Raw genomic sequence first — 21,612 nt, 5'->3', positions numbered from 1 at the left:
TGTTCCTTCTTCGACGGTGAAAGGCTCAGTCTTGGCTGACGGTTTCTGTACGTGCCTGCTGCTGTGAGGGGTCGGATGCAATCGCGACCAACACACCTTCGCGTAACTTGAACGAGCCGGATGCGGCGACGGTCTCCCCGGCCTCGAGTCCGGCGTGAATCACGATCTGATCGCCGACCATGGCGCTGCTTTCCACTTGCCGTGCGTGCGCTCGAGCCTTGTGATCCTGGTCCGGGGCGATCACGAATACCTGATCGCCATTGGGCCCCTTGCGCAATGCGCTGACCGGGATGGCCACGGCCTTGCGCGAGAAGCCGACTGGAACTCGCACTCGGACCGATGCGCCGGGAGACGGATTCCGGGTGCCCTCGATCCGTGCCCGCACCCCGGCGTTCCGCGTCGTCGGGTCCACTCGTGCGTCCAATGCAACGATCTTGGCTTGGATGGGAACCGGATCGCCGGCTGGAAACACGTCGACCGTCTCACCATCCCGCAATCCGACTGCGATCTGCTGCGCCACCGTGAAATCGACATGAACCGCGTCGGCAACGCCCTGCAGCGTGGTGATCAAGGTTCCTTCGTTCAAATATTGACCGGGGTGAACGTCGGCGATGCCGACCCTGGCGCGGAACGGTGCACGGATCGTTTTCTTGGCGATGATTGCTCTGGTACGAGCCATCTGAGCGTGGGCGATATCCAGGTCCGCCCGAGCGCGGTCCACTTCTTCTTGCGTCGTGGCCAATTCTTGACTGAGATTCTGCCGGCGATTGAGCACCGTTTTGGCCAAAGCCGCTTGGGCCTCTTGTGCTTTCAGCTCGGCCTCCTCGACGGAGACATCGAGTGCCACGAGCAGAGTGCCGGGTTCCACGATCTGTCCCGGCGTGAGCCGGACTTCACGGACCGTCCCCGCGAGTTCGTTTTTCAACGTGACCGAACGTAACGCCAGGACCGTGCCGATCGATGTGGTGGTCGGGCGATGATCCATCTCACGCGCGACGGCGACGGTGATGGACTCCATCGGCTCGGGCTGGCTCGCCGAAGCGGCGACGGAGTCTTGAATGGATTCGTATTTCCACGCGACCAGCCCAAGGCCGATCGACAGGACCAATGTAAGAAGCAGAACTGTTCCGATCCAATGACGACGATTCATGTGAGCGACCCTCCAGACCGCTAGTACCCAGAATGATGAAGAGATCTTCCAAAAACGTGTTTGCTGTAAAGGAACAGCAACGACTGTTCCAGTCCAATTGGCACTGGAGGCAAGTTGCGTAACCGTTTGATACCCCAAGGAATAAGTATGACCGCACAGTGCGTATGGAGTGGAGGGGAGGGCGTGTTGACGAAGTTGCTCCGTCGTCTATTCGTCAGATGACGAAATATCGACAGAGAATCATCCTCACCTCCTCATCGCAGCTCTCTATCGAACCGTGAACTCTGTGCTCATCCCTTGCATGAAGTGGGCTTTACCGGTTGCCGGATCAGGGAAAAAGCAAATCAGACCGTAGCGGCCCGGTTCAAACCGGGTCGTGAAATAGGCATGTTCGCCTTGCTCCACGCCGACGACCCCGCCGATCGGTAGGCCGGGCGGAGGCGCTGAAGGATTTAATTCTACCCCCTCTGCGAACTCCTTGGCGGAGACACCGGGATTCAGTTTCACGACTACGACCTCATGAGGCTGCTTCCCCTGATTCATCACTCGAATCGTGTGGGAACCGGCGGTCAAAGGCGCCGATAGCGCAAATCGATAGTCGGTTTGCGTGATGGTGATACCAGCCTTCGGTTCAGACACCAGGGAAGGTTTCCCGCCCTTGACTGAGAGCGGCTTTTGCATTCCAAGCGCCACATGGGGCACTCCATCTTTGTTCGGGATCAGGCAGATCAGCAGATACTCTCCTTCGACTAGATTCATCGTCGCGGCCGACTCTTCGCCCGGCACGATGGCGTTTGGACCGCCGACGTACTTGATCCAGTCGGGCAACTGTCCGCCGGTAGCGAGCAGCGCCGTACGAAAGTCTTCGGCGGTTTTCCCTTTCCGAAGTCGGAGCAGTTGGATCTGGTGAAGATCGTGGCCCCTGTTGACGAGTTGCAAGGTGGTCGTGCCCGCCGGGATATGATCGGGCCCATCGAACCCGTAATCGTGAGCGGTAAACTTTACGGGAGCCGTGACGGAGGAACGGCCCGGTATACTTTGTTCGGCCTGTGCCGGGGCTGTGCCCAAACCAAGCAATACAGAAAGACTAATGAGGGAGAAGAGCGACCTGCGTGACATAACATCCTCCTTTTTATATAGAGACCGAGATGGGAGTGATTCCCAACAAGGTGATGAAGCATCGCTTCATCATCGGATGAGCGAACCTAGCATGGGGGAGGGAGCAGCAGTTCCTAAGAATATGCTATCGTGATCCTAATTCTTTCCTAACCGGGCCTCGTATGATTCCATCCGCCATCGTCGATCTCCTCAAGACCGGTGTCTCCATCATGGTCGGTACGCGCGACCAATCGCTGATGCCCGATTGCACGCGCGCGTGGGGGATTCGCGTCGGCCGGAATCGCCGCTCCGTGACGATTTTTCTGACGGAGGCGATTTCCCGGACGACTCTGCGGAATTTGCGCGAGAACGGCCTCGTGGCAATCACCTGCACCAGGCCGACCGACCATGTGGCCTGCCAGCTCAAGGGCCGTTTGCACGCCATCCGATCGGCTGACCAGCGTGATCGGCAAGCGAGCAAGAACTGGCATCGCGAATTTGTGGAAGAGCTTGTCGCGGTCGGCGCCCCGGCTCAGTTAGTCGAAGCCTGGATCACCGAGCCGGCGCTCGCCGTGGACATCGAGGTCACAGATGTCTTTCACCAAACGCCGGGGCCACGCGCCGGCGAGAAAGTTTGATGGGATCGGACACTCTCAAGATCGAGGATCTGTGGCCTTGCCTGCAGGGAATGATTCCCGCGGTCTTAAGCACCTGCTCGCGCGACGGCACGCCGAACGTGACCTTTATAAGCCAGATCTACTATGTCGACGGCTCGCACGTCGCGATCTCGCACCAGTTCTTCAACAAGACCCATCGGAACGTCCGCGAAAATCCGCTGGCCTGCGCCATGCTGCTCGACCCGCGGACATTGGAGGCCTATCGGCTGCGGCTCCGGTTCGACCATTCCGAATCCACCGGGCCACTCTTCGATTCGATGTCGCTGCAATTACAGGCGATTGCCTCCCACACGGGGATGACCGACGTCTTTCGCCTCCTGGCCGCCGATGTGTACACGATTCTGCATCTCGAACGAGTGGAGGGTTTTACCGGCCTGCCCACTCCGTCGCCGTCGGAAGTCCCTTCGCGTCTTTTCATCTCGAAGGATCTCGACCTGTTGCGTCTCTGCGCCGAACGGTTGAACCGCTCGGAGTCGTTGAACGATCTGTTGGAAACCGGGCTTCTGGCGCTTGATAACTTGCTGGGATTCCGCCATGCCATCATTCTATTGGCCGATGAGCGCAACGCCAAGTTGTTCACCATCGCCAGTCGTGGCTATGCCGAGAACGGAGTAGGATCGGAAGTCGGCTACGGCGAAGGCTTGATCGGCATGGTCGCTAGGGCCCGCCATGTACTCCGGCTTTCCGCGATTGACCACAGCCTGAGGTACGCTCGAGCGGCGAGAAATCGAGCCCAAACCATGGCCGGCGGAGAGGCAGTCTCCCGAGAGATTCCGTTCCCCGGCCTTCCCGGAGTTGCCTCACAGATCGCCGTCCCATTGGTGACGCGAGGCCGGTTGGTGGGGGTGGTGGTCGTCGAAAGCACCGACCCGCTCGCTTTCATGCCGAGGGAAGATACCATGCTGGCGATCGTTGCCGGCCAATTGGCGACGGGGATCGACCAACTCAGCCGCGACATGGATGAAACTTCTCCGATCGCGTCCGCGCGTAGCGAGCCCGTCCGGGGGATCGGCAAAGCGCCGCGCAGGCGGACATTCTCCTTGTTCCGCGCTGACGATTGTATCTTCGTGGACGACGAATATCTGATCCGGAACGTGCCGGGCCGCATTCTCTGGCGCCTGCTCACGCAATATCGGGACCAGGGCCGCTCCGAGTTCACGAACCGCGAACTCCGCATGGACGCCTGGCTCGGTCTGCCGGAGTTCAAAGACAATCTGGAGAGCCGCTTGATCCTGTTGCGCAAGCGACTGGAGCAGAAATGCGCGGACGTCCGCCTCGTTCCACGGGGGCGAGGCCGGTTCGCGCTGGAAATCGATGCGGTCATCGAACTGTCCGAAAAACCCTCGTGATCAATGCGGCGAACTGTCGGCGAGCTGGTCCTGTCGGCCGGATATCCCAGCCCCTTTTGCCACCGACGCGGTGAGGAGCAGGATCAAGCACAACCGAACAGTTCGCGCCATATGATCGACCGCTTTGTGGCTCTCTGAACACCTCGCCGACCGTCCACTGCATTGCGAGAATCAGGAATCCGCCCGCGCGCAGGACAAAGCTCCAGAAACTCAGATAGAGCACCCTGAGCAGAGTGTCCACATCAGTCGGCCCGAACACTTGACGCGCAAGCAACTCCAATTGGAGGCTGATGAGGAGCAGCCCGCCGACGATGCCTGTGGGCCACCCGATGTTGTGTATCCTTCCATCTCCTTGAGAAGTCGGTCCGTCGTCTATTCGTCAGATGACGAAATATCGACAGGACACGTGCCGTCTCGGAACTTGAACGACATGGAAAGTCTTCCGAATACAAAAAGCAACGTCAGGTCTTTGCCTATGGCGAAGAGGAGAGGCGAAACCAAATTGTGGCTTTGGGGCAGAGTGCGCCGGGATATTGACATCAATATGCTTATTACATATGATTTGATGCATGCGGACGACAATTAATCTCCCTGACGACCTACTGACACAGATTAAGAAGTTGGCGGCCGCATCGAACTCCACGGTGACTGCCCTCATCGAAGATACGTTGCGCGAGGGGCTTGCAAGGCGCCGGCGCTCGCGGCGGTCAGAAAGAGCGACGTTGCCCATATACGGCAAGCAAGGGCCGCTTCCCGGAGTGGATCTCGACGATACCGCCTCTCTGCTCGATGTGATGGAATCAAGCCGTTGATCCTGCCGGACGTTAATGTGCTGGTCTATGCGCACCGACAAGACTCAACCCGTCATTCGGATTATCGGGATTGGCTGAAGGGGATTCTGACATCGGATGCGGCATTCGGAGTTTCCGATCTGGTGCTCAGGGGATTCCTACGAATAGTGACCCATCCCCGCGTCTTTGGCGATCCCACTCCATTGCCGCTTGCCATGCAATTTGCCGCATCGCTTCGCAACCATCCGAACGCCGTGACTGTCGCGCCAGGCGAACGGCATTGGGATATCTTTCAACGGTTGTGCCAAGAAGTAAGCGCGAAAGGGAATCTCGTTGCGGATGCTTTTCTTGCTGCTCTGGCCATCGAAGCAGGCGCCGAATGGATTACAACTGATCGCGACTATGCCCGCTTTCCTGGTCTACGGTGGAGTCATCCTTTCAACTGACCTTTCTTGCAACAGATATTGCGCATCCAACGATCCATGAAAAACGGCGCACATCGAACCGCCGCAGCGATGATCACAAGTCGAGACGAAGTGCTGAAGCTCGTTGAGCAAAATCAGGCGCCCCAAAAGGTTGGGAGTGCGCCGACTTGGCCTGTTTGGGTCCTATGCCCAAGGCGAGGCTATGCCAGGGAGTGATCTCGATTTTGTCGTGGAGTTGTCGGAGAAGTCCTTCGACGCCTACATGGATACGAAAATCTTCCTGGAAGACCTGTTCCGGTCTCGCGTAGACTCGTTACGATGAGTTCTATCAAGCCAAGACTCTTGCCGATTATCCAACGAGAAACCGTCTATGCCACGGACTTCTAGGGTCTACCTGGAAGACATTCTCGAGGCCACTCGCAAGAGTGCATCCCATACAGCCAATCTATCCAAGCCGCGTTTCTCTAAGATGAGAACACCTTCGAGCCGTGGTCCGGAATCCGCCTTAGCCACTTGAGGTGGCCCTCGGTACTTTATCCTGAGAAGGAATCCTTGACAGTTAGCGTACTGGAAAGGCTATTCGAGGTTGGCACAAAATTAAAGCAAGGAACGCAGATGGCGTAGGCCTGATACACTAACTCGTTGATTTAATGGTGAGCCGGCTGGGACTCGAACCCCGGGCCCTCCTTAATTTCATGAATTAGCCTGGGATTGTAGTTCTGGATAATAAGATAAGAACTGAACAGTTCTACAATGGTTCTGTGCCCTCACTGAGAATCTGAATATAACGATCATAGGCAAACAGCCTATTTCGGTGCCGACCAGTGAGTTCTCGAACTGTCCCCAGTTTTTGAAGCAAAGCCATGCCGTTTGTCGCCGCTGGGAAGGAAAGACCTGTGCGTCGGCAGATGTTCGAAAGGGAAACAATCGGGCGCTCACGAAGGGCTGCGTGGACACGAAGTGCCGAACCAGCAGCCCGTCCACCTGTCTGAATCTTCGCTGCATCGGCATTAAATAATTCCACAACACGCTGTGCTGTTGTGACAGCTCCTTGGGCGGTTGTCCGTACACCCTCTAGAAAGAAGTCGATCCATGCTTCCCAATTTCCGTCCAGACGTACTTGATCAAGTAATCGATAATAGGTGGACCGGTTTTGCTTGAAATAGAGGCTGAGGTAGAGAAGAGGCTGCATCAGTACACCACCACGGCACAGGAGAATGGTAATGAGAAGTCGCCCGACACGCCCGTTGCCGTCCAGAAAAGGATGAATCGTTTCAAACTGAACATGCGCAAGAGCAGCCTTGATAAGCATAGGTAAAGGGATGGCTTCATCATGAAGAAACTGCTCCAGCTGTCCCATACAATATTCGACAACCAAGTGTGGTGGTGGGACAAAGTGGGCATTTCCAGGTCGAGTGCCCCCAATCCAGTTCTGTGATCGGCGGAACTCTCCAGGCAGTTTTTCATTTCCCCGGCCACGTGACAGAAGTTGCGCATGAACCTCTCGGATCAGACGGTTCGACAGAGGGAACCCTTCGCGCAATCGCTCAAGCCCATATTCCAATGCCGCAACATAGTTAGAGACGTCTGTCACTTCGTCTTGTGGCACCCCCGGAGCTTCCTCCAGTTCAAATAGAAGCAAGTCAGATAAGGATGATTGAGTTCCTTCGATCTGGGAGGACAACAGAGCTTCTTTCCGAACATACGAGTAGAGAAAGAGATGTGGATCAGGCAGTAATGTGGAAACGCTGTCCAGACGTCCCAAGGCTAACAGAGCTTGCTCGAGTAGAACCTGACGCGCGCCTGTGAGATCAAGAGATGGTACGGGAGGGAGTGGTTTCGGGATATAGGCGCGTACGTGCTCTTCTCCAATTTGAGAAGTCTCGTATCGGCCAATCAAGCCACGGTTCATCGTTGAACTCCCTATTCACGATTACTGAATAGGAGAATATGTTATTAAGCATTGACTGGTCAACTTTTAATAACGGTGGTGCCATAAAAAATGGCCATGCCTTGCAAGTACTTATAAATCTTAGAACTTTGACTGAACTATGCCCTATGGCAAGGCCCTAGACTAGTTAGGAGAGGAGGCATGAACATTTGGTTAGAGATGGTGAGCCAGCTGGGACTCGAACCTAGGGCCCTTGCCTTAAAAGAGCGACGTTGCGCATGTACGGCAAGCAAGGGCCGCTTCCGGGAGTGGATTTACGAGACCGCCTCTCTGCTCGATGTGATGGAATCAGGCCGTTGGACAGAGAGCTGTTCGCCCTTTTACTATTTCCGATACTCGATATTCGCCACCAACCGGCCAGAGAAGATAGGGTTGCGGCTTAGCTCATTGTCAGCACCACGCGAAACCGCGCTTTGCCGCTCAGCATACGCTCATAGCCGGCAGCAGCCTGCTCGAGCGGAAGCGTCTCCACCATGGCTCGAATCCCTGTGAGCGCGCAAAAGTTCAGCGTGTCCTGAGAATCTCGTGCGGTCCCTGATGGCCATCCTTGGATGGACCGGCGACTCAGGAGAAGTTGAATGGGTGTCGCGCTGATGGGATCGGTCGAAGCCCCGACCACGAGCAATTGCCCACCGACCCCAAGCCCGTCGATGAGCGGGGACATGGCCTTCCCGTCCGGAACGGTGGCGAGAATCACCGAGGCGCCTCCAAGACTCATGAGTTCCTTCGCAACGTTGTCGGAATCTGTGTCGAGGTAGCGGACGGCGCCGAGCTTCCGGGCGAGGGACGCCTTGTCTTTGCCTCGACCAATGGCTACCGTGTGGAATCCCATCTTGTGGGCAAATTGAATGCCAAGATGACCGAGCCCGCCGATGCCCTGGACAGCCACCACATCTCCCGCGATTGCCGGGCTATGCCTCAGGCTATTGAAGGTCGTGACGCCCGCACACAAGAGAGGGGCCGCTTCTACCGGCGAGAGAGTATCCGGAATCGCCGCCACAGCTTCGTTGTTGGCAATCATGTATTGGGCATATCCGCCGTCCTCACTGACGCCAGTCACTTGGAAATTGTGGCAACCCATGAAATCGCCTCGCCGACAAGGATCGCACTGAAAACAATGTCCGCCATGCCAGCCTACACCGACCTGCTGGCCCTTCCTCCAGGCTTTTACGCCCGTACCGATTTCGTCGATCACGCCGGCGACTTCGTGTCCCGTCACTCGGGGGTATTGCAGTCCCGGCCACATCCCCTCTTTGACGATCACGTCGCTATGACAGATCCCGCAGGCCTGCACTTTAATGCGGACCTCGTTGGCTCCAGGTGATGGGATTTCTCGCTTGACCACTTCGAATGGCGCGCGCGGTGAGGGAATCTGAACCGCCGTCATCTGCGACATGTCGGCCTCCTTCGGGTTGTGTGAACGTGCGATGCCAGGCGAAGAATCCGTCCGCACGAGAGCACCCGCAGATACTCATGCATCTTGTGTCGATGCGGTAAACTTCGTCGCATTTCTCCTAACGAACTCCTGCACGCTTAGGGGCTTTTGGCTCGTTAGCGTGAACACGTCGTCCGACATCCGGTCGTAGCACCCTCCACGGTGCAGATCGGCCATCGTCGAGAGATGGTTCACCAGATGAATCGGCAAACCATGCTTGAGCAGCTCTTCTCTCCACGTCTCGACCGGGATGTCTACAAAGGTGATCGTACGGTTGAGCGCCTTCGAATACTCCCGCGCAAAGAAGTACATGTTCTCGGACTGCGGGCCCGTCAGGTGATAGGTCTTTCCGACGTGCGGCTTCGGATCGGTGAGCAGCATGGCCAGCACACGTGCCACATCTTCTACCGCGACTGGAGACGTCTTGCCTTCGCCGAACGGTAGCCGGATCTGATTCGATGACCGGACTGAATCGGAAGTAAAGATCAGGAAGAAACCTTCGAGGAGCACGGTTGGCCGCACGTGCACGACCGGCAGACCGGACCAGTTGAGTGTCTGCTCGGCGAGCCAGTGCAGCTTATGCTGCGGGCTCGGGGTGGTTTCGGTGATGCTCATTTGCGCGAGCGTCATTTGTGACATGTTGATGAACGCCTTTACACTATGATGTTTCGCCACCGCAGCCACATTGACCGTTGCGGCCAGATATGTATCTGAAACCGACATGCCGAAATACATCGTCTCGCAGCCGGCGATCGCCCTGTGCATCGAATTGAGGTCGAGCAGATCGCCGACTACGACTTCCGCACCGATGTCGCGCAATGCCCGCGCGCGCACGTCTTCTTGTCGCACCATCGCCCGTACCGCTCTGCCTTGTTTCAACAGCAGCTCAGTGACCGTGCGCCCTACACCGCCGATGCGCCCCGCGGCGCCGGTGACCAGAATGGGGTGTGCCATGTCTTGTGCTTCTCTACGTTCATCGCTGAAAGCCCGTCGACCGAGTTGTGTTCTCTGGAAGCCTGACGGTCATATTCTTTCCGCTGCCCGGAGATACGTTCACCTCCGTCGTCCTCACTGAGAGGGTGACGCTCCTTTAGGTATGGTGAACGTAACTGTCTTGGACTGACCGGGAACCGGCTGATGGATGGCGTTCACCAATTCGATCCGGATCTTGTGCTGGCCGGCCGGCAAGAAAGCCACATCGATCGGATTATTACTAAAGTCCGCCCACAACCAAGGCAGGTCGTCCACATGTATGTGGAGATGTCCCACCCGCGGAGACGCGTTGAGGGCATCCTTGCCGAACACCGGTCCGATTTGCACGTTCTCCACCCGCCATGGGATCCAGACAAGGCCCTGAGCCAGCAGGTCCGGAACTGGGGAGTCCACGATCAGTTTGGCTGGAGGCTCGTTAGTCGATGTAGAGGTTTGGGCCTGGGCCGCTACCGCACCTGATACCATTGCAAACGCAAACAGCATTAAAGCAATCCGTTTCATAGGTGTCTCCTTTCGGGTAAGTCTGCAAGGGCCCGCTAGGCTCATGTCCTCGCGATGCATCGAATCTCAATCATCAGTTCAGGAAATGCGAGGCGCTGTATTTGCACGATGGTGCTTGCCACCACCGGGGTGCCGGAAAATACTTCTTGTCTGCACTTGGCCGCCGAGGCCAAGGCGGCATCCATATCTGTCACAAACAGTACTTCATCGACGACGTTATCCATCGTGGCGTTGTACTCCGCGAGAACCTTCTGGATGTTGGCGTATGCCCGCCGCATCTGAACTTCCATATCTCCACGACCGACGATATTGCCCTGGTCGTCATGGCTTATCTGTCCAGCGATATAGATGGTGTCCCGGACTTGTACCGCTTGGGCGTACCCGTATTTCTTCTCCCAGGGCATGCCAAGACTCGTTGTCTTTTTATTGATTGCCATCATGCACCTCCGTTTGTTTACGCTCTGTGGAGGTTCGGCGCGTTACCGACCATCTCATCAGGAGTCATGAGAGGAGACGTTACGTTTCAACTGGCCCATCGCTACGAAAGGCATGGCCACTCAGGCCCGCCGTGGTAATTTCCAGTTGGGTCTTGAATAGTGACAGGTATATCCGTTGGGATATCGTTCAAGATAATCCTGATGCTCCGGTTCCGCCTGCCAAAACGGACCGGCCGGTCGAACTTCTGTAACCACTTTGCCCGGCCATAATCCCGACGCGTTCACATCGGCGATCGTCTCTTCCGCCACTATGCGCTGGGCCTCCGAGGTGTAGTAAATTCCCGATCGGTATGACGTGCCTCGATCGTTACCCTGGCGGTCTACCGTCGTAGGATCATGAATTTGGAAAAACGTTTCCAGTAAGCTACGGAACGCCAGCATGTCCGGGTCGAACACGACCTCGATGGCTTCCGCATGCGTCCCATGGTTACGATAGGTGGCATTCGGCACATCACCACCGCTGTAGCCGACGCGTGTCGAAAGCACGCCGGGGAGCTTGCGGATGAGATCCTGCATACCCCAGAAACAACCACCGGCCAATATCGCTGTTTCAGTTCGGCTCACCGACATCCTCCTTTCGTCGTGCACTTGTCCTTGCGTCGGAAGTCGTCGATTTCGGCGGATTACCCCTCGGCCTTCCGCGATGAGAGGGCATTGATACAGAACCGTAATCCGCTCGGTTCAGGCCCATCCGGAAACACATGGCCGAGGTGAGCATCGCATACATTGCACGTTGTCTCGATCCGGCGCATGCCATGGCTGTCGTCCTGGTGATAGGCGATCACGCCCAGTGTCGCGGGTTGGGTGAAACTAGGCCAGCCGGAATGGCTTTGATATTTGCGCACCGCATCGAACAGCACGGTATCACAGCAAAGACACCGATATTGTCCCGGCTCGAACAGCCGGCACATGTCCGAGCTGTGTGCCCGCTCAGTCCCCTTCAGACGTGTAATACGGAATTGTTCATCGGTGAGAATTGCACGCCACTGCGCCTCCGTCTTTTCCACTCGGCGCGGAGGTGGAGGATTGCCGTGTCGAGCTAAACGGACCACATCATCCCATTGCAAAGTTTCCGCCGGAGAAGCCTCATCGACCGCGCGACCGGGAGCGTTGGAACGGTTTTCATACTGCATCATAGATCCTCCGTTCAGTGGCCAAACGAGGCACGTGCTTCAGATACTACAGATGGCTTCACTTTGCGCTGCCGGGTGATTTCATCGGCATCACGAGCGACTCGCTTTCCTGTGACAGCAGAAACACCAGCAGCTTGGCCGGTTCGGTTTTGCTCGCGTTCTTCGATACGACGTGCGGTATCTTTGGTGACTCATACCAACTCTGGCCTTTTCTGTATGTCATAGGTTCGCCACCCTCTAATTGACTGATAACCGCACCCTCCAAGACGTAGGCGAACACCGAGCCTGGATGAAAGTGCAGGTCGGATGCGGCGCCCGGTGCATAGTCCACGGTGATCACCGTGCCCTCTTTGCCGGCCATGTCGGCCAACCGCTGCTTCATCAGCACCGACACGTTGTCTTCTGCCAACGCTGTTTGTCCCAGAAGCAGCGTCGTCCCTACCAGTGCCGTCAACTGCAGTGTCTGTCTTGCTGTTGTGGTGATAATTGTTGCGATCGTCATCATCGGCCTGTTCCTTTCTCGCTTATCCTGCGCGTCCATCATGACTCAGCGATGCGGAGGACATTCTTGCCATGCACCGGCTTTTGTGAATACGCCTGCCGAAAGTCCTTCATCGAGAGGACGGCACCCACGACGGGTCGGAGGATGCCGGTGTCGATGAGCTGTGAAATATTCACCAACTGATTCCGGTTCGGTTCGACGATGAAGAAGGCATTGCGGACCCGCTGCTCTTTCACCCCTTCGGCATCCGCCGCGATGGTCACCAACCGACCACCCTTTCTGAGAACGCCCCACGAACGGTCTCTTGTGTCTCCTCCGACTGTATCGAGCACCAGATCCACATCTCCGACGACCGTTTCAAACGGCGTTTTCCTGTAATCTATGACGTCATCGGCACCGAGTCCCTTTACAAAGTCGGTATTCATCGCCGAGGCTGTTGCGATGACGTGAGCTTTCCTATGCCGAGCCACCTGCACTGCAAAGCTGCCGACACCACCGGATGCGCCATGGACCAACACCCGTTGTCCCGCCGAAAGATGTCCGCGATCGATAAGTGCCTGCCAGGCGGTCAGAGCTGAGATCGGGACCGCCGCGGCCTGAGCATGTTCAAGAGTCACCGGCTTCGGTGCAATGTCGGCAGGGACGGTCAAACAGTATTCCGCTTGCGCTCCATCTATGAACCAATCGCTCAGTCCATAGATAGAATCTCCCACCTGGACACCCGTGCAATCCGATCCGACCGCATCAACCACACCCGAGAATTCATGACCCAGGATAATCGGAAAAGGTCTCGTTTCGCCGTCAGAAGTATGGAACGTGGGATACCAGTCGAATTCCGTTGGCGTGATCGCTGTGGCATAAACCTGAACCAGCACTTGATTGCCTTTCGGAATCGGTTTCGGCGCATCCTCATAGAGAAGCGATTCTGGGCCATCGACTCGAGGCAACCGTATCGCTTTCATGGGAAGAGTCTCATCGCGTGGCTTTACTTCATTCTCGATGCTTGGTATCAAAGCCGGCTCATACCGGCGTCACCGTCAGTTTTTTCCGCGTACGAGAGTCATGACCACCTCCACAAGGGCGGAACATCGAGTCCGCTTTCAACTCGACGTCTTCGCTTTCTGTAGCGACTTCGTCCAGCCTATGAGCGCCTCAAGCAATTCTCGGATCCTTTGAGTGGTGTTCGGGTCTTTTAGATTCCCTTCATTGTCAAACTTGTCTTCGGCTTGAGCGATCATGACTTCGGGCTGGTTCAACGGGAACATGTTGAGAAAGACAAACATTTGGCGCAGGTGATATTGCGCCCGCGCCGTGCCAAGCGTTCCCACTGAAGCTCCCATCACGCCGACAGGCTTTCCGTCCCATGCGCTGTCACCATAAGGCCGGGAGGCCCAGTCGATCGCATTCTTCAGCACTCCTGGAACCGAATAGTTGTATTCCGGTGTCACGATGAGAATTGCGTCCGCTGTCCTGACGGCGGTCTTGAACGCACGCACCGCGTGAGGTGGTTCGCGCTCGTGATCCTGATTAAACGGCGGAATATCGTCGAGTTCGAACGTGTCGAGTTGGGCTTCCCGGGGTGCCAGCTTGATTGCCGCCCGCAAAACGAATCGGTTGTAAGATTCTTTCCGCAAGCTGCCGGCAACCCCTAATATTTTGATTATTTCTCCCATGACGATGCTCCATAGCTAAAGTCCACGATCCGACTCAGTAAATGTTCAGGTCTACGGGCTTGCGTTGATCCGTAACCGTTCTCGGTTATGCCACTCTGTCTACCTTTTACTCATGCGCAATTCGATAGGGTCCGTTTTCGAAAAAATCACAAGACCGGCTGGCTGGCGTCCTTGTCAGCGAGCTGTCTGCGTTCTAGCGGGTCCGCTCAATACTCCAGGCCAAATGCGTGTGACGGTTTCTTGCTTTTGTTCTCTAGCAGGATGTTGAAAACGTCCTCCAGCTTTGTTCTCGCATCGCTCAGATGCTCACCGTACGGCAAAAAAATACGATTCGCCTCTTCGCTCGCTGTGGCCGCGCTGGGCGGCCTTTTTGACCACCCTGCGAGGGATGCTGGTGCCACCCGAGATCGTTCGTCATCGCCTCTGGCGGGCACGCCGAAATAGTTCGTCAACAGCCTGCTAACCAAGGGGCGTAATGGTATGCCTGTAGGTGTGGGATAGAACTAGCACTTCCCCTAGGTAAGCCAAAGACAGTTGTTTACCTTGCTTACTTAAAGGAACGGCAGCTTGTTGTTGAAGAACAGTTGTCGATTTCTCGTCGTCTGCCGAAGGCCGATGCTACGACGGGCGGGCGATGCCGAGTTTCTTCATTTTGGAATGGAGCGTGGTGCGTTTCATCCCCAGTCTGGCGGCGGCGCCGGCTGGGCCGCTGAGCGTCCACTTTGAATCGCGCAAGGCTTGCAGAATGTGCGCTCGTTCGGCATCCTCAAGGGTCATCGCTGAATCGTGCGACCGGGTGGCAGGCGGCTTGAGTTCAGACAGAGGAACCGCCAGGGTCGAATCGGTCGACAGAATGACCGCCCGTTCGATGAAGTTTTCCAGTTCGCGCACGTTGCCCGGCCAGGGGTAGGCCTGCATGGCTTTCATGGCATCGGCGGGAACTGCTTCAATGCGTTTCTTCATGCGCATCCCGAATTTTTGCGCAAAGTGTCTGACGAGAAGGGCAATGTCCTCCGGACGCTCGCGCAGCGGCGGGACGGTGACCGGGAAGACCTTCAGCCGGTAGTAGAGATCGCTGCGAAACTTCTGCTCTTCCACCAGACGGCCAAGGTCCCGATTTGTGGCAGCGAGCACGCGCACGTTCACTCGAATGGTGCGTGTTCCGCCGAGCCGTTCAAACTCTTGCTCTTGGAGCACTCGGAGGAGTTTGACTTGCAGTTCCAGCGGGATCTCGCCCACCTCGTCAAGAAAAAGGGTGCCTCGGTCGGCCAGTTCAAACCGGCCGATCTTCGTGGCAATCGCCCCGGTGAAGGCGCCTTTCTCATGCCCGAACAACTCGCTTTCGAGCAGGCCGGTGGGGATGGCGGCACAGTTGAGTTTCACAAACGTGCGTTCTCGCCGATTGCTCAGATTATGCAGGGCTCGCGCGACGAGTTCTTTTCCGCTGCCGGTCTCACCCAGGATCAGGACGGTTGAATCCGTGGCGGCGACTGTTTCGACCTGTTTGAGGACCTGCTTCAGCGCGCGGCTCTCGCCGACAATTTCCTCGAAGTTGTACTCTGTCTGGATCTCTTCTTCGAGGTACACTTTCTCGCTCGCCAACTTGTCCTTAAGCTCGGCGATCTCCCGATAGGCTATTGCGTTCTCGACCGCGATGGCAACTTGTTGCGCGACCTTGCCGAGTAACTCGACGTCTTCCAGCGTAAAGCCATCGTCCAGCCGTCGTCCTACGTTCAGAGCCCCCAGCGTGCGTTTATGCGCAAGGAGCGGGAGGGAACAGAATGATTTCACGCCACGATCTAGGAGATCCTGCGCGCAAGGCGAAGCGCGGGCCATCTCTTTCAGATCCCGTTCTCGGAACAGCGCGGCTTTGCCTGTGTTGATGGCGAGGCAGGACGGAGACTGCGTAGTCTCTTCTACCGTTCCTTCCTCGACGAAACTTTCATTCCTCTGAAAATCCAACACATGGATGCGCCAGTGACCGGTGTCGGCATTGAAGAGCAGCAGGCTGGAGCCGTCGTGCTGGATTACTTTTCTCAAGCAGGCACTGACGGCGGTGAACAAGGCGTCGAGATCCAGATGGGTGACGACGGCGTTATTCACTTCGAGCAGCAACCGCTGATGATCACGCTCCCTTGTCAGTTGTGCTTGAGAGGACTGCGCCCGTTCGTAATTCAGGGCATTCTCGATGGCGATCGCCACTTGCTTCGCGACCTGACGCATGAACTCGATCTCGGGTTCTTGATACGTACGTCGGTCTACGCTTCCAAATCCAAGGGCTCCGAGACGCCGACTCGCCGTCGTCAGAGGAACGACGCAGAATGAGTTCACCCCGTTGTCCTGCAGCAACGACAACAGTTTCTGGAAGCGACGCTCTTGCCGAACGTCATCCACGATCAGCGGTTCTTGCGTTTGCCACACCCATCCGGCCGGGGATTCAGCGACCGGCAATTCAAGGCCGGGACTGATCGTGCTGGGCCGTGAGGCGACCAAGAAGCATAGACGCATGACATCGCGATCAGGATCATGCAAGACGACATTGATGTAATCGAAGGGCACGATCTGAGGAAGTCGTTGGGCGAGGTCACGGAAAAGCTCTTCGAGTTCACGGTGGGATGCAATGGATTCAGATACTTCAAGGAGAAGACGCAACCGGTCTTGCTTATAACTCAGGTCCTGATGGTGCAGGACGTTATCCACGGCTACGGCGACCAGTTTGGCGACTTGCTTCAAAAACTCCACGTCGGCCTCGTTGAATGCAAATGACTTCAGACTGCCGAAGCCGATGGCTCCGAGACGTCGCATGGCCGTGGTCAGGGGGAACAAACAGACGGACTGGATCCCGATATCCCGGAGCGCCCCCATTCCGGTCTTGAAGCGAGTCTCGGCGGACAGCGACGGAATGACCAGCGGCAGCTGGTGCGTCCACACCCATCCACTGGCAGACTCTTCCATCGGGATCTGCAATCCATCCAATCGGTTGGTCAGGCGATGGGCCTCTGCCGTTTCGAGCACATGCACATTCATCGTGCCGTTGGCCGAATCGTGCAAGACGAGACCGACGAAGTCGAAGGGAGCGACCGCCGGGAGCCGCTGTGCGAGATCGCGGAACAGTGTCGGCAACTCGCGGTGGGCGGAGATCGCCTCGGAAACTTCCAACAGCGCACGATACTGCGCGGACTCCGCTTCGAGGATGTTCTCTGCTGATTGGTCATTCATAAACGTCAAAATGATGCGCTCCACAAACAGGGAAAAGCAACTCTCCTGCCGAATTGCACGGCATTGTCATGAAGAGGTGAAGGCGCATAAGGATTTACGATCATTTCATTTAAAAAGAACCCGAAGAAAATACCTGGTTGATGAAGGACGATTACCAGCTGTAGGCGGTTTCCAGAATGGATATCTTCCGGAAGATTCGACCTTCAGCCTGCTACTCGCCGGGCAACCCTATGATTTGTCGAACCGGTCTGGCCTCAACCGTTCCGATCCGAGCGCCGGGCACTCGTTCGGCAATCCTGATCGCCTCTTCTCGATCCTTCACGTCGACTAAAAAGTAGCCCGCAAGCTGTTCCTTCGTCTCCATGAATGGGCCATCAGTGACGATCGGTTTGCCGTCTCGTACGCGAACGATGGTTCCGGTCGCCTCCGGTTGCAGCGGCGATGCATGAATATATTGTCCCTTGCCATGGAGCTGATGGCAGAGTCGGATCGATTCCGCCAACATCTCCTTTCGCTTCTCTTCGGGGATCTTGCCGAAAGCTTCTTCGTTGTGATGGACCAGCAACAGGTATTTCATGGGCGCCTCCTGCGATATAGAATAGTCGTTGTGACGGGTGGAAATCGACATGAGCGACTCTTCATTGTGCGACAGGAACTGTTCAGGCGTAGATGACCGGATAATCCTTCGTCCTGTAACCCTTGCCGATCTTGTGTTGTTGCGCCATTGGGATGCCCAGCCGCATATCGTCGCGGCCAAGGGCAATGAAGATTGGGAGTGGGAGAAAGAACTGACCAAGAGTCCTGACTGGCGGGAGCAGCTGATAGCCGAAGTCGATAGTCGTCCGATCGGCTATGTCGAAATCATTGATCCGGCGCGCGAGGAGAGCCACTATTGGGGTGACGTGCCCTCTGCTCTTCGAGCGATTGATATCTGGGTCGGGGAGGAGCGAGATCTTGGAAAAAGTTACGGGACACAAATGATGCAACTGGCACTCGCCCGTTGTTTTGCAGATGCGACAGTAACAGCTGTGCTGGTTGACCCGCTCGCCAGTAACCTTCGATCGCATCGCTTCTATGAGAGGCTGGGCTTCCAGTGTATCGAACGTCGCTGTTTCGGCCTAGACGACTGCTGCGTGTATCGCCTGGATCGAACGGTTGCGGCTGTGCTTCCGCAAGCGGAGGACGCGTGAAGCTGCCGACTTGTATCTATCACCTGGCGGAAGCGGCGAACTGGCCTTCGATACAGCGGGATGGGTTGCAATCTGCCCGTCGGTTGATGAGGGCCGCGGGACTCCCGCGGGCCGAACAAAATCGGCTGGAACGGACTCAACGTCTTACGCATACCATCCTGCCCACGGGCGTCCACATTCGGGATCAACATCCGATGCCACCCGCGGCACTCGACCGTTGCTTATGCGGCATGAATTCGTCCGATTGGTATGCCACGATCAACGCGCGCGTGTTTTTCTGGATCGATCCGGATCGACTCAATCGGCAAAAGGCGGCTTGCGAGTCACGACCTCAAGTCGTCTTCGTGGTCGACACGGCCGCCTTGATTGCCGCCCATGAACAGTGCATTGCGGTGACCCCGATCAACACCGGAAACGCGCGTCGCAAAGCGGCGCGCCGGGGGGCGGCCACGTTTGTGCCGTTGTTAACGTGGATGAGGTCCGGATGGGAAAGCGAGGCCGCCGCATTAGGTGTTCCCTTGCGGAGAGCGTCACAACAACCGGTCGAGTTGACCGTTCTCGATTCGGTGGCGGACATCATGCGGTTTGTCATCGAGGTGTTTCCATTGCAGCCGGGTCAGCCGTTTATAGAACGGTACTCCGTGTCAACCCTTTCACATATGGATAGCTCAACGGCACGGTGCCCTCGGTTTCCGTACATGCAGTGAGATTCAGTAGGTCGAATTTATCCATCGCGTCATGGGCCGGCAATTGCGGATCCAGAAGCCTTTCCTCGCGCATCCTTTTTAGATCCTTGATACAGTCTGCCAAGGAAAGGCGCCCCGCAGGCTCTTCTATTCTGAAGTTGAGCAACGCCTCCGTTTCAGCTGCGCTAATCTCTGTTGATGTGAATTCATCCGTGGCTCGTGCGCCCGGTGCGGTGAATAAGACGGCCGCCGTTATCATGGACGAAAACACGGTTGTCAACGCAATCATTGTCTTCATGTCGTTCCTCCCTGCTGATTGGGGCGCAGGCATTGTCTGGTTCGATTATGCTAGCGCATCCAACGCACGGGCGAGAACTCGTGAGAATGCGTGGTTGTTCGAGTGAAACTACCGTCTCCTCAATAGCTTGGTGATTGTCGGGTTTCAGGTCATCCGACATTTCCAACAAGAGAACGGTATGACATCAAGGTCAAGACTCATCCCTAACCGCCTTTATTTCTGACGTGAAACTGGTTGGGGCTGAATCTGTGATTCCAGGACGAAGCGCTTATGAAGTGGTTGAGTCGGACGCGCATTGTCGTGACCCAAGAGGTTGTGGAACTTCTGGATCTGCTCAGCCGAGACTTCGATGGGTTCGTGCAATACCGCCCAGATGACGCCCTCATGACAGGGGGGCGTCGTGAATGACCCGAAATAGCGATAGTAACTCCGGCGCTTAGGCAGGAGATCCTTGGGGTTAAAGAGATTCTTTTGGTCGTCAATGACTTCGCCGATTTGGGATGGCGCATGAGCCAGGAACGTTTCAAAAAACTGGTTGTGCGCACCCTCTCTGATAAGGACCGCGACCACGGCTGCTTCGTGTCGCTCGTTATGGTGCACAAGGTGGAGTTCCATGGCAAAGTGTTGTTGATCGATCGTGTGTTCGCTGGGCACATGGAAATGGAACTGTTCGAGGAGGTACAAGTCGTCGTCGAACATGATCGTGCTGTCGTGATCATAATGCCGCACCGTCAGGCCGTGTTGGGGGTAGCGGGACTGCACCAGCTCCGACAAGGGTTCTATTTCCTCCAGGGTATGTCCATTGTTGACCACGTGGAAAGGTGCTTCCTTGTAGGAGAACTGGATATCATTGAGCGCAATCGCGTGGGGGTGCAGAAGGTCAATCGGCGATTGAGCCATGCCGTTTTCGCAGAGTGAGAATGTTTGTCCAAGGCGACCCCAATGCAACGGTCCCCGGGCACCCTCATATCCCCACTCGATTGCATCGGGTGTTCCCGCCTGTGCAGAGGCAACCGACAACATCAATAATAATATACTTGCTCGGACTATCTCACGAATCGCGTACATTGCAAGACCTCCTCAACGTCACATCTTCTGCTTAAAGAATATGTCCATGTACGATGCCACACTTGTTTGGACGAGATGGGCGCCATAGACTCGGATCACGAGGTTATGTTAAGCGCTTGAGACTCGGGTTGAAACTCGTAACACTACCGGCGAGCTGCCGCGAGATTACCAGGATAAAAGTCCATGAAGAGGTGGATGTATGCTGTATAAACATCGCCGTCAATCTGTACGTGCTGACGAGCTTCTTCGATTGTTGAGGCCAAATCATGTGGGTATTACACGCGATCAACAAGGACATTGAATGCCGTTGAACCAATAGAAGAACCAGAGGCCCGCAGCAACCGTTAGATAGAAAATCATCTTGCCGAGTTTGATTTCCCAGGGCTGAATGTCCTCTCCCTGTTCGTCAAACTGGCGTTCCGGCGCCTCGTGTTTGGGCACGGCGGAGGATGGGCTGACCGATGGCTTATCCCAGTTTCGAGGATACTCGAGCTTTCTAGCTGGTTCCATGGCAAAACCTCACTCGTGAAGGTACATTTTTACCAGAGCACATCTGAGAAACGTGATGGCGTAGTTCGGCGTGCGTGATGGACGAGCCGCCGATATCCCGTCTACTATCCGGGCATCTGCGTTTCATCACCTATCCACGGGGAAAACGATATGCCTCGTCGCTGCCTCGTGAAGGCTGTTTGTCGACCTCATACGATTACTCTACAAACGCTGTTGTCACGAAAGAGCTAGGTATCTCCCCTGTGGTGTTTCGAACATTATGAGAACAAGAGAACGACTACTGGGATTTGTGGAAGGGATGGCTACGGAACTTCTATCGCCATCCGATAGGGAAAGTGTCGGATCAGGACCGCTCTTGTCATGCTGTCTTAAAATGAGCAAGGGCGGAACCCTCGGAAGGATTCCGCCCTTGCGAATACATCCGCGCGTGGCGGCCTACAACCAGGTGACGCGCTCGGCGGGCCGG

Annotated in this window: 25 protein-coding genes and 1 pseudogene; 9 read left to right on the top strand and 17 right to left on the bottom strand. The window is 56.1% G+C overall.

Features of this window, described 5'->3' with window-relative positions:
* Positions 1-25: 25 nt before the first annotated feature.
* Both A4E19_07680 and A4E19_07675 read right to left on the bottom strand, forming a co-directional pair.
* Positions 26-1,150: an efflux transporter periplasmic adaptor subunit gene (locus A4E19_07680; GenBank protein ID OQW31485.1), complete on the bottom strand. Its 1,125-nt coding sequence runs from the start codon at positions 1,148-1,150 to the stop codon at positions 26-28.
* A 267-nt stretch (positions 1,151-1,417) separates the two neighbouring features.
* Positions 1,418-2,269, bottom strand: coding sequence for a hypothetical protein (locus tag A4E19_07675; protein ID OQW31484.1), 852 nt, complete (start codon positions 2,267-2,269; stop codon positions 1,418-1,420).
* Positions 2,270-2,430: 161 nt separating this feature from the next.
* Here A4E19_07675 and A4E19_07670 point away from each other — a divergent pair, with 161 nt between their 5' ends.
* From A4E19_07670 to A4E19_07645, 6 genes and pseudogenes are all read left to right on the top strand, one after another.
* Positions 2,431-2,886 (top strand): hypothetical protein, encoded by a 456-nt coding sequence (locus A4E19_07670; protein ID OQW31483.1) that lies wholly within the window; start codon positions 2,431-2,433, stop codon positions 2,884-2,886.
* Positions 2,886-4,274 carry a hypothetical protein gene (locus tag A4E19_07665; GenBank protein OQW31482.1) on the top strand — a complete coding sequence of 463 codons (1,389 nt, stop codon included), beginning with the start codon at positions 2,886-2,888 and terminating at the stop codon, positions 4,272-4,274. The genes A4E19_07670 and A4E19_07665 overlap by 1 nt, the downstream gene beginning before the upstream one ends.
* Before the next feature lie 124 nt (positions 4,275-4,398).
* Positions 4,399-4,860, top strand: a complete 462-nt coding sequence (locus A4E19_07660) for a hypothetical protein (protein OQW31481.1) — start codon at positions 4,399-4,401, stop codon at positions 4,858-4,860.
* On the top strand, positions 4,844-5,086 hold the full coding sequence (locus A4E19_07655) for a hypothetical protein (protein OQW31480.1): 243 nt from the start codon (positions 4,844-4,846) through the stop codon (positions 5,084-5,086). Before A4E19_07660 ends, A4E19_07655 begins: the two co-directional genes overlap by 17 nt.
* Positions 5,083-5,511 (top strand): DNA-binding protein, encoded by a 429-nt coding sequence (locus A4E19_07650; GenBank protein ID OQW31479.1) that lies wholly within the window; start codon positions 5,083-5,085, stop codon positions 5,509-5,511. The genes A4E19_07655 and A4E19_07650 overlap by 4 nt, the downstream gene beginning before the upstream one ends.
* 103 nt (positions 5,512-5,614) lie before the next feature.
* A pseudogene (locus A4E19_07645) lies at positions 5,615-5,877 on the top strand (hypothetical protein).
* A gap of 361 nt (positions 5,878-6,238) precedes the next feature.
* Here A4E19_07645 and A4E19_07640 read toward each other — a convergent pair.
* From A4E19_07640 to A4E19_07580, 13 genes are all read right to left on the bottom strand, one after another.
* Complete coding sequence (locus A4E19_07640) at positions 6,239-7,402, bottom strand: cell filamentation protein Fic (GenBank protein ID OQW31478.1); 1,164 nt, start codon at positions 7,400-7,402, stop codon at positions 6,239-6,241.
* 418 nt (positions 7,403-7,820) lie between these two features.
* Entirely contained in the window at positions 7,821-8,837 is a 1,017-nt protein-coding gene (locus A4E19_07635) for an alcohol dehydrogenase (GenBank protein ID OQW31477.1), read from the bottom strand.
* Positions 8,838-8,912: 75 nt separating this feature from the next.
* Positions 8,913-9,830, bottom strand: coding sequence for a hydroxylase (locus tag A4E19_07630; GenBank protein OQW31476.1), 918 nt, complete (start codon positions 9,828-9,830; stop codon positions 8,913-8,915).
* A 114-nt stretch (positions 9,831-9,944) separates the two neighbouring features.
* Positions 9,945-10,370 carry a hypothetical protein gene (locus tag A4E19_07625; protein ID OQW31475.1) on the bottom strand — a complete coding sequence of 142 codons (426 nt, stop codon included), beginning with the start codon at positions 10,368-10,370 and terminating at the stop codon, positions 9,945-9,947.
* A 41-nt stretch (positions 10,371-10,411) separates the two neighbouring features.
* Entirely contained in the window at positions 10,412-10,807 is a 396-nt protein-coding gene (locus A4E19_07620; GenBank protein ID OQW31474.1) for a hypothetical protein, read from the bottom strand.
* A 120-nt stretch (positions 10,808-10,927) separates the two neighbouring features.
* On the bottom strand, positions 10,928-11,431 hold the full coding sequence (locus A4E19_07615; protein OQW31631.1) for a peptide-methionine (S)-S-oxide reductase: 504 nt from the start codon (positions 11,429-11,431) through the stop codon (positions 10,928-10,930).
* A gap of 59 nt (positions 11,432-11,490) precedes the next feature.
* Positions 11,491-11,934: a peptide-methionine (R)-S-oxide reductase gene (locus tag A4E19_07610; protein OQW31630.1), complete on the bottom strand. Its 444-nt coding sequence runs from the start codon at positions 11,932-11,934 to the stop codon at positions 11,491-11,493.
* 124 nt (positions 11,935-12,058) lie between these two features.
* Complete coding sequence (locus A4E19_07605; protein ID OQW31629.1) at positions 12,059-12,445, bottom strand: cupin; 387 nt, start codon at positions 12,443-12,445, stop codon at positions 12,059-12,061.
* Between the two features lie 95 nt (positions 12,446-12,540).
* Positions 12,541-13,464, bottom strand: a complete 924-nt coding sequence (locus A4E19_07600) for an alcohol dehydrogenase (protein OQW31473.1) — start codon at positions 13,462-13,464, stop codon at positions 12,541-12,543.
* A 138-nt stretch (positions 13,465-13,602) separates the two neighbouring features.
* Complete coding sequence (locus A4E19_07595; GenBank protein ID OQW31472.1) at positions 13,603-14,175, bottom strand: NADPH-dependent FMN reductase; 573 nt, start codon at positions 14,173-14,175, stop codon at positions 13,603-13,605.
* A gap of 206 nt (positions 14,176-14,381) precedes the next feature.
* Positions 14,382-14,576: a hypothetical protein gene (locus tag A4E19_07590; protein OQW31471.1), complete on the bottom strand. Its 195-nt coding sequence runs from the start codon at positions 14,574-14,576 to the stop codon at positions 14,382-14,384.
* Between the two features lie 217 nt (positions 14,577-14,793).
* On the bottom strand, positions 14,794-16,863 hold the full coding sequence (locus A4E19_07585; protein ID OQW31628.1) for a Fis family transcriptional regulator: 2,070 nt from the start codon (positions 16,861-16,863) through the stop codon (positions 14,794-14,796).
* A 742-nt stretch (positions 16,864-17,605) separates the two neighbouring features.
* The gene (locus A4E19_07580) at positions 17,606-17,971 is read right to left on the bottom strand and encodes a hypothetical protein (protein ID OQW31470.1); all 366 of its coding nucleotides are present in this window, start codon (positions 17,969-17,971) and stop codon (positions 17,606-17,608) included.
* A 49-nt stretch (positions 17,972-18,020) separates the two neighbouring features.
* On the opposite strand from A4E19_07580, the gene A4E19_07575 reads away from it, so the two are divergent.
* The 3 genes from A4E19_07575 (at position 18,021) to A4E19_07565 (ending at position 19,674) form a co-directional block, all read left to right on the top strand.
* Positions 18,021-18,584 carry an acetyltransferase gene (locus tag A4E19_07575; GenBank protein OQW31469.1) on the top strand — a complete coding sequence of 188 codons (564 nt, stop codon included), beginning with the start codon at positions 18,021-18,023 and terminating at the stop codon, positions 18,582-18,584.
* Positions 18,581-19,291, top strand: coding sequence for a hypothetical protein (locus tag A4E19_07570; GenBank protein ID OQW31468.1), 711 nt, complete (start codon positions 18,581-18,583; stop codon positions 19,289-19,291). Before A4E19_07575 ends, A4E19_07570 begins: the two co-directional genes overlap by 4 nt.
* Before the next feature lie 137 nt (positions 19,292-19,428).
* On the top strand, positions 19,429-19,674 hold the full coding sequence (locus A4E19_07565) for a hypothetical protein (protein ID OQW31467.1): 246 nt from the start codon (positions 19,429-19,431) through the stop codon (positions 19,672-19,674).
* 107 nt (positions 19,675-19,781) lie between these two features.
* Here the strand turns inward: A4E19_07565 and A4E19_07560 are convergent, their stop codons facing one another.
* Entirely contained in the window at positions 19,782-20,636 is an 855-nt protein-coding gene (locus A4E19_07560; protein OQW31466.1) for a hypothetical protein, read from the bottom strand.
* A gap of 285 nt (positions 20,637-20,921) precedes the next feature.
* Positions 20,922-21,146, bottom strand: coding sequence for a hypothetical protein (locus A4E19_07555; GenBank protein ID OQW31465.1), 225 nt, complete (start codon positions 21,144-21,146; stop codon positions 20,922-20,924).
* Positions 21,147-21,612: the final 466 nt, after the last annotated feature.

The organism is Nitrospira sp. SG-bin1 (genome assembly GCA_002083365.1).
In the GTDB taxonomy this organism is placed as follows: domain Bacteria; phylum Nitrospirota; class Nitrospiria; order Nitrospirales; family Nitrospiraceae; genus Nitrospira_D.
Note: the sequence above shows the minus strand (reverse complement) of the source record. Positions and strands in the feature narration are given on the sequence as shown.